Annotated in this window: 6 protein-coding genes and 2 pseudogenes; 6 read left to right on the top strand and 2 right to left on the bottom strand. The window is 69.1% G+C overall.

What is annotated here, in order from left to right:
• A pseudogene (locus tag ABT352_RS40520) lies at positions 1 to 447 on the bottom strand (activator-dependent family glycosyltransferase); the annotation flags it as partial.
• Between the two features lie 8 nt (positions 448 to 455).
• The gene (locus ABT352_RS40525; protein ID WP_350950397.1) at positions 456 to 1,685 is read right to left on the bottom strand and encodes an acyl-CoA dehydrogenase family protein; all 1,230 of its coding nucleotides are present in this window, start codon (positions 1,683 to 1,685) and stop codon (positions 456 to 458) included.
• A 306-nt stretch (positions 1,686 to 1,991) separates the two neighbouring features.
• Here ABT352_RS40525 and ABT352_RS40530 point away from each other — a divergent pair, with 306 nt between their 5' ends.
• From ABT352_RS40530 to ABT352_RS40555, 6 genes and pseudogenes are all read left to right on the top strand, one after another.
• The gene (locus ABT352_RS40530; RefSeq protein ID WP_350950399.1) at positions 1,992 to 2,627 is read left to right on the top strand and encodes a GNAT family N-acetyltransferase; all 636 of its coding nucleotides are present in this window, start codon (positions 1,992 to 1,994) and stop codon (positions 2,625 to 2,627) included.
• A gap of 5 nt (positions 2,628 to 2,632) precedes the next feature.
• Positions 2,633 to 2,935: a hypothetical protein gene (locus ABT352_RS40535; RefSeq protein WP_350950407.1), complete on the top strand. Its 303-nt coding sequence runs from the start codon at positions 2,633 to 2,635 to the stop codon at positions 2,933 to 2,935.
• 154 nt (positions 2,936 to 3,089) lie between these two features.
• Positions 3,090 to 3,758 carry an LmbU family transcriptional regulator gene (locus ABT352_RS40540; RefSeq protein WP_350950401.1) on the top strand — a complete coding sequence of 223 codons (669 nt, stop codon included), beginning with the start codon at positions 3,090 to 3,092 and terminating at the stop codon, positions 3,756 to 3,758.
• Positions 3,759 to 3,801: 43 nt separating this feature from the next.
• The gene (locus ABT352_RS40545; protein ID WP_350950403.1) at positions 3,802 to 5,607 is read left to right on the top strand and encodes a fatty acyl-AMP ligase; all 1,806 of its coding nucleotides are present in this window, start codon (positions 3,802 to 3,804) and stop codon (positions 5,605 to 5,607) included.
• A gap of 31 nt (positions 5,608 to 5,638) precedes the next feature.
• The gene (locus ABT352_RS40550) at positions 5,639 to 6,754 is read left to right on the top strand and encodes a DegT/DnrJ/EryC1/StrS family aminotransferase (protein ID WP_350950405.1); all 1,116 of its coding nucleotides are present in this window, start codon (positions 5,639 to 5,641) and stop codon (positions 6,752 to 6,754) included.
• A pseudogene (locus ABT352_RS40555) lies at positions 6,751 to 7,182 on the top strand (activator-dependent family glycosyltransferase); the annotation flags it as partial. The gene ABT352_RS40550 and the pseudogene ABT352_RS40555, both read left to right, overlap by 4 nt.

Here is a 7,182-nt window from a genome sequence, read left to right on the forward strand (position 1 = left end):
GTGGGTGACGGGCTCCCAGATGACGAGATCGGGTTTCCAGTGCCGGCAGAAGTCGGTGAGCTCCACGATCATCGGGTCGTTCACCACCCGGCACCACCACGGCACGAACTTCCCGCCGTAGCCGTCCTTCAGATACTTCCAGGTGAGCTTCTCCGGCCGCTCCTCCGCCAGGTCGAAGAAGGAGGACTCCCGCTCCTCGGAGGCGGCGCCTCCGGAAACGGTGTCCCTGGAGGCGGCGTCCCTCTCCTTCGTCGTGCTCACCAGCCGGTGCAGGATGTGGTCCTTGCCGACGGGCACCGCGGTGAGGCCGGCGCCGGTGATGACGTCGGTGAGCTCCGGCTGGCTCGCCACCCGCACCTCGTGACCGGCGTTGCGCAACGCCCACGCCAGCGGCACCATCCCCAGGAAATGGGTCTTCTCCGCGTACGCCGTGAAAAGAACGCGCATGACCTCTCCTAACCGTTCTTCACGGCTCCCAGGGCCTGGGCGCTCAGATAGTCGACGGCGTCGATGTAGGTGTAGGGCTGCATGAAGCCACCCGCGCGCACGTCACGGTAGAGCCGCGCCAGTGGGTGGGAGGCCGAGAAGGAGGCACCGCCGATCAGGCTCTGGGCGTCGAAGACGACGGCGGGCGCCAGCTGGTTGACGATCAGCTTCGCGCACTGGAACGGCGTCATCATGGCCGGTCCGCGCTCCCGGGGGTCGCCCGTGTCGTCGTAGGAGAGCCGGTCGGCGCGCGCCAGGGCCGCCGCGACCGTCGACCTCATCGTGAAGAGCCGCGCGTCCATCTCCGCCACCAGCGTCCGCGCGGCCGCCGCCCCCGCGGCTCCCCTGCGGATGAGGGTCGAGACCGCGATGTCGCGCGCCGACTGGGCGATGCCGGTGTAGATCCCCAGCATGGTGATCGAGCTCACCGTCTGCCCCGCGAGCATCGCGAGGTCCTGCTCACCCGCGGGCCCGCGCAGGACCACGTCCTCCGGGGGGATGACGCAGTCGTCGAACACGATGTCGACGCTCCCGGAGGCCCGCATCCCCAGGCCGTCCCAGTTGTCCAGTACGCGAAGCCCCGGGCAGTTCCTGGAGAGCACCGCCATCCCCGACTGGGGACGCTGTCCGGGGACGCGCGTCTGCGCGTACACCGCGAAGTCCGTGGCGATGGGCGCCATGCTCACCAGGGTCTTGCCGCCCGACAGCAGCCAGCCGCCGTCGGCCGTCTGCGTCAGCGTGGTCGGACGCCGGTCGCGGGGGATGTCCTTCACCCCGGTGGAAACGACCGCCTCGCCGGAGCCCATGCCGCGCAGCAGCCGCTCGGCCAGCGTCCGCGCGAGCGCCGGTCCCGTCCGCCACTCGTAGGTCAGCGTCAGCGCCCGGCTGAGCTGCATGTGCAGGGCGAGCGCCGTCGAGGCGTCCGCCTCGGCGACCCTCAGCAACGCCAGGGAGACGTCGTGCAGACGATCGACCCCCAGGCCGCCGAGCGCGCAGGGCACCGTGGCGCCGAGGACCCCGCTCCTTCGCAGGTCCTCGAAGATGTCACGCGGGAAGGTGCCGCTGCGGTCGTTGTCCGGGGCCGCGGCGGCGATCGCCGGTAGGTGCGTCTCGACGAGGCCGATCAGGTCGCGGCCCTCGGGGGTGATCGGCTCGCGGAGCTCTCCCGGCATCACGGCGTTCTCGGTGTGCACTGTCATCAGCCCATCCCGCTTCCCTGCGTTCGCACGTCGGCCCGCTGCCGCCGCATGCACCATAAACGACTTTTCCGCCAGCCGCCTAAGAAATCAACCGGGAAATTATGCACGATCCGGGAAATGGCATTCCGTGGGCATTGGAGGCGGCCGGAGAATAGCTTGACCCACCGATCACCCGGAACTAGCATCTGTCCCGCTGGCGAGACGGACCCGCCGCTTTGAAGCAGGGGATGACAGTCACCCGGCCGGCTCGAACAATACCCCGGGTAATCCCATTCAGCCGCAACGCCGAGTTGAAGGTGGAAGAACGTGCTCTTTCCCCACACCAAGACCAGAAGGACGCTGCTGCGCCATGCCAATCCTCCGGAGGGCGTCACGGCGCACGACCTTCTCCTGAAGGCCGAGCTGAACGACCTGCCCTCGGCGGAGGTGTTCGGCGCGCTGTACTCCAAAGAGGTGTCCGCGCAGTTCATCGTGGAGCGGCGGGACACCGACAGGGTCGTGGGATACGTCTCGTTCCACCATCTCGACCTCTCGGGACAGCACGTGCGGGCGAGCTTCTTCACCGATCCCGCCGCGGCCGGCAACGGGGTCGGCGCGGAGGTCATCCTGATGACCGTCAACTACGCCTTCGCCATGTGGAACGTCAGAAAGATATATTTCTGGACCACCGAGACGGATTTCGCGGCTTTCCGTACGGCCTTCAACTCCGCCTACAAAGAGGCGACTCTCCCCGAGCATCTTTACGATCGCGGAGCGCTGCGAGACGTGCATATCTACGCCGTCTACCGCGAGCAGTGGGAGGAGCACGGCACCGAGCTCCTCAATAAGCTCGCGCAGGGGCCGGGCGAACGCCGGGAGGCGGCATCCACCGCGTCCACGGTATCCGCCGTATCCGCAGTGTCCACCGATTCCGCCGAGGCATCCGAAGGAGAAAAGAGTTGACCGAGATGTTCGTTTCCGACCAGAAGAAGGAAGTGCGCGAGCAGATCGAGCGCGAGGCGCTGAAGATCGTGCTGTTCAGCTCCTCCGAGCTCGCCGTTCCCGAGCTGACCGACCTGGGGGAGATTCCCGAGCCCAGCGATCTGGGCAACCTCGACTCCTTCTCCATCATCCTCCTCATCCTCGCCCTGGAGGACACCTACGGCGTCCCGCTCCTGGACGACATGGCCGGTTTCACCGGGAGAAACTTCGACGACCTGGCGGACTTCGTCATCGAACGTCTCCCTGCGCGCGCTGACGGCCAGAAGTAGCGCCGACGGGCGGGACAAGCACGGTGAGCGGGGAAAACGGCCTTGACCTGGCCTCCGTCACTCATCTGTCAGGGCGTCTAGATCTTGTCTAGAACTCTCCCGTGGCGCCTAGGGCAAACTCTCAGCCATCGACGACCCGCCGGGGCGAAAGGGCGTGACAGATGTGACAGGCGTCAACGGTTACCCAAGTCTTGCGACCACACATCACGGGCAGGCCAGACCGGCCGGCAACGCGCGGATGGCGCTCGACGCACCGGGCATGACCAGGAGAACGGCTCTCTCACTGCCCCCCGGTATGTCGCTGACCGCCTGGAGCCGCCTTGGCCGCCAGATCTTCATCATCTCCGACTCCTCCGCCTGGTGGCTGGGAGACTGGCTGATCTACGGCCAGGCGCACTATCCCGACCGCTACAAGCGGGCGATCGCCGAGACCTCCCTCGACTACCAGACGCTGCGGAACTACGCCTGGGTGGCCCGGCAGTTCAGTCTTTCCAGGCGGCGCGACAAGCTGAGCTTCCAGCACCACGCGGAGGTGGCCAGCCTGCCGGAGCCCGACCAGGAGATCTGGCTCAACCGGGCGGAGAAGGGCAGCTGGTCGAGGAACGAGCTGCGGCGGCGTATCAAGGCGGAACGCAACGGCGGCACCGCCGACGAGGTCACCCACATTCAGATGAACATCATCGCGGAGCAGAAGAAACGCTGGCAGGAGGCCGCGGAGAGCACCGAGCAGGATCTGCTCGTCTGGATGGTCTCCAACCTGGACCGCGCCGCGCTCGCGGCGCTGGAGTCGAGGAAGGCCGGCGCGCTCCCCCAGTCCGCCTGACCCCGGGGCGGCGAAGCCTCAACGAGCGGACGGAGAAGACAGCTTGGACCCCGATCACGGCGCGTCGCCACAGGACGTCATCGAGACCGCCGTCACCACCCCTCGGGGATCGGAACGCCTCCGTCTCCGCTACCTGCCCGACAGCGTCGGCCGCTTCGCCAGGACCTCGGGCTCCTCCCCCGCCGTCACCTTCGTCGAGTACGGCATGCGCCGCGACACCGGCCGCAGGGAGAAGAGCTCGCGGACGATGAGTTACGCCGAGCTCGACGAGCGGGCCCGCGCGGTGGCCGCGGTCCTCCAGCGGCGGTGCGAGCCCGGCGACCGGGTGGCGGTGCTCTGTCCCCACGAGCCGGCGTACGTGGTGGCGTTCCTCGCCTGCCTGTACGCCGGTCTCGTGGCGGTGCCGCTCTACGCGCCCGAGGCGCTGCGCAGCAACGAGCGCCTGCGATCGGTGATGGGGGACTGCGAACCGCGGTGCGTGCTCACCACCTCCGCGGTTCACCCGTCCGTCGAGCGGCTGCTGGAGGGGATGGAGCGCCCGCCCGAGCATCTGGTCCGCGTCGACGAGGTTCCCGTGGCCGACGCCGCGCACTGGCGCAGGCCGGACATGCGGGCGGAGGCGGTGGCGTACCTGCAGTACACCTCCGGCTCGACCGGCACCCCGTCGGGCGTCCGCGTCACGCACGAGAACATGACCGTCACCAACCACCAGATCAGGGCACACTGGCCGAGTTCGGTCGTCGCGTCGTGGGTGCCGTTCTTCCACGACTTCGGACTCGTCTGCGCGATCACCAACCCGCTGGGCGCGGGCGCGCACTCGGTCAACCTCAGCCCGATGGCCTTCGTGCAGGATCCGTACCGCTGGCTCCGCATGATCTCCGACTACCGGGCCGACTGGAGCGTCGCGCCGAGTTCCAGCCTCGCCCAGTGTGTGCGCCGGGTGGCCGTCGAGCGCAGGGGCGAGCTCGACCTCGGCTCGCTGCGGCTCCTCACGATCGCCGCGGAGCCGGTGTACGCCGAGTCGACCGAGGCGTTCATCTCGGCGTTCGCGGCCGGCGGCCTGGCGCCCACCACCCCCGCCCCCTGCTACGGCCTGGCCGAGGCGACCCTTCCGGTGAGCGCGCCGCCGGTCGGCGAGGGCATGACCGACCGCTGCTTCGACCGCGCGGACCTGGCCGCCGGCATCGCCCGCGAGTGCCCGCCGGGCAGCCCGAGTACCGTGCGCGTCGTCTCCTGCGGGGTACCGAGCCTGGGGGTGTCGGTGCGGATCCGTGACGAGGAGGGCCTGACCTCGCTGCCGGAGGGGAGGGTCGGCGAGATCTGGGTGAGCGGGCCCAATGTGGCGGACGGTTACTGGAACCAGCCGGAGCGGTCGGCGGAGGTCTTCGCGAAGCACCTCGCCGAGACCGGCGGCGAGCTGCTTTCCGGCCCCTGGCTGCGGACGGGCGACCTCGGTTTCCTGTTCGGCGGCAACCTCCACGTGGTGGGCCGGGCCAAGGACATGATCATCATTCGTGGCCGGAACCACTACCCGGACGACATCGAGGCGACCGTTCAGGCCGTGCGAGACGTCGGCTCCGAGGGGGCGGCGGCCGCGTTCTCCAGCGAGGCCGAGGGCGAGGAACGACTCGTCGTCCTCGTCGAGGCCGGCCCCGCGCTCATGGCGGCCGAGCAGGACGACAGGGAGGCGGTCCTGCGCGTCCTGCGCCAGGAGATCACCCGCAACCACGGCCTGGCCGCGCACGACCTCGTCCTCGTACGGCGCGGCAGCCTGCCGCGGACGACCAGTGGAAAGATCCGCCGTGGTGCCTGCCGCGAGCAGTACCTCCGCGGGGAGTTCGACCACTGAGCCGAAGTGGCTTCCCTTCCGGAGGTGATGCGTGATCAGGCCCCTTTTCGTCTGGGACTATCTGCAGGAGTACGAGAACGAACGCGAGGACATCCTCGACGCCGTGGACACCGTGTTCCGCTCGGGCCAGCTCGTGCTCGGGCGCGGTGTGCGCGACTTCGAGGCGGCCTTCGCCGCCTACCACGGCGTCTCGCACTGTGTGGGCGTCGACAACGGGACGAACGCGATCGTGCTGGGGCTCCAGGCCTTGGGTGTCGGGCCGGGCGACGAGGTGATCACCGTGTCGAACACGGCGGCGCCCACGGTCGTGGCCATCGACGCCGTCGGCGCCACCCCGGTCTTCGTCGACGTGCACGAGGACACATACCTGATGGACGTCGGGCAGGTGGAGGCGGCGATCACCGAGCGGACCCGCTGCCTGCTTCCCGTGCACCTGTACGGCCAGTGCGTCGACATGGCCCCGCTGCGGGAGATCGCCACCCGGCACGACCTGCTGATCCTGGAGGACTGCGCGCAGGCGCACGCGGCCCGCCACCACGGCAGGATCGCGGGTTCGATGGGCGAGGCGGCCGCGTTCTCCTTCTACCCGACCAAGGTGCTCGGGGCGTACGGCGACGGCGGGGCGACGATCACCTCCGACCCGGAGGTGGACGCGGCGCTGAGGCAGCTGCGCTACTACGGGATGAGGGAGCGCTACTACGTCGAGCGGACGCCCGGCCACAACAGCCGGCTCGACGAGGTGCACGCCGAGATCCTGCGCCGCAAGCTGACCAGGCTCGACGGCTACGTCGCCGCCCGCAGGGCCGTCGCCGCCCGGTACGCCGAGGCGCTGGCCGGCACCGACGTCGTCCTGCCCGCGGTCGCCCCCGGCAACGAGCACTCGTACTACGTCTACGTGGTCCGCCATCCGCGGCGCGACGACATCATCGAGGCGCTCAAGCCGTACGGCGTGTCGCTCAACATCAGCTACCCGTGGCCGGTGCACACGATGTCGGGGTTCGCGAAGCTCGGCTACCGGGCGGGGACGCTGCCCGTCACCGAGGCGGCGGCCGGGGAGATCTTCTCGCTGCCGATGTATCCGTCGCTGACCGAGAGCGACCAGACGAAGGTGGTCGAGTCGCTGCTCAAGGTGCTGGCGGCACTGTGACGGGCGACCAGCCGGGCCGGCCGATGCGCGTGGTGTTCGTCACCTATGCCGAGAAGACTCATTTCCTGGGGATGGTGCCGCTGGCGTGGGCGTTGCGCAACGCCGGTCACGAGGTGCGGGTGGCGAGCCAGCCGGAGCTCAGCGACGTCATCACCGGCGCCGGCCTCACCGCGGTGCCCGTCGGCAAGGACCACATGCTGCACCGGCTGCTCACGCACGCCGAAAGCCTGGATCCCGACGGGCCGGCGCCGTTCGACATGGCGGAGAACCGGCCGGAGATGCTCACCTGGGAGTACCTGCGCCGGGGCTATCACGACGAGCTCGTGCCGTGGTGGTGGCGGGTGGCGAACGACCCGATGATCGTGGAGCTCACCGACTTCTGCCGGCACTGGAAACCCGACCTGGTCATCTGGGAGCCGGCCTCCTAT

This window comes from Streptosporangium sp. NPDC000563, assembly GCF_040299985.1.
Classification (GTDB): domain Bacteria; phylum Actinomycetota; class Actinomycetes; order Streptosporangiales; family Streptosporangiaceae; genus Streptosporangium.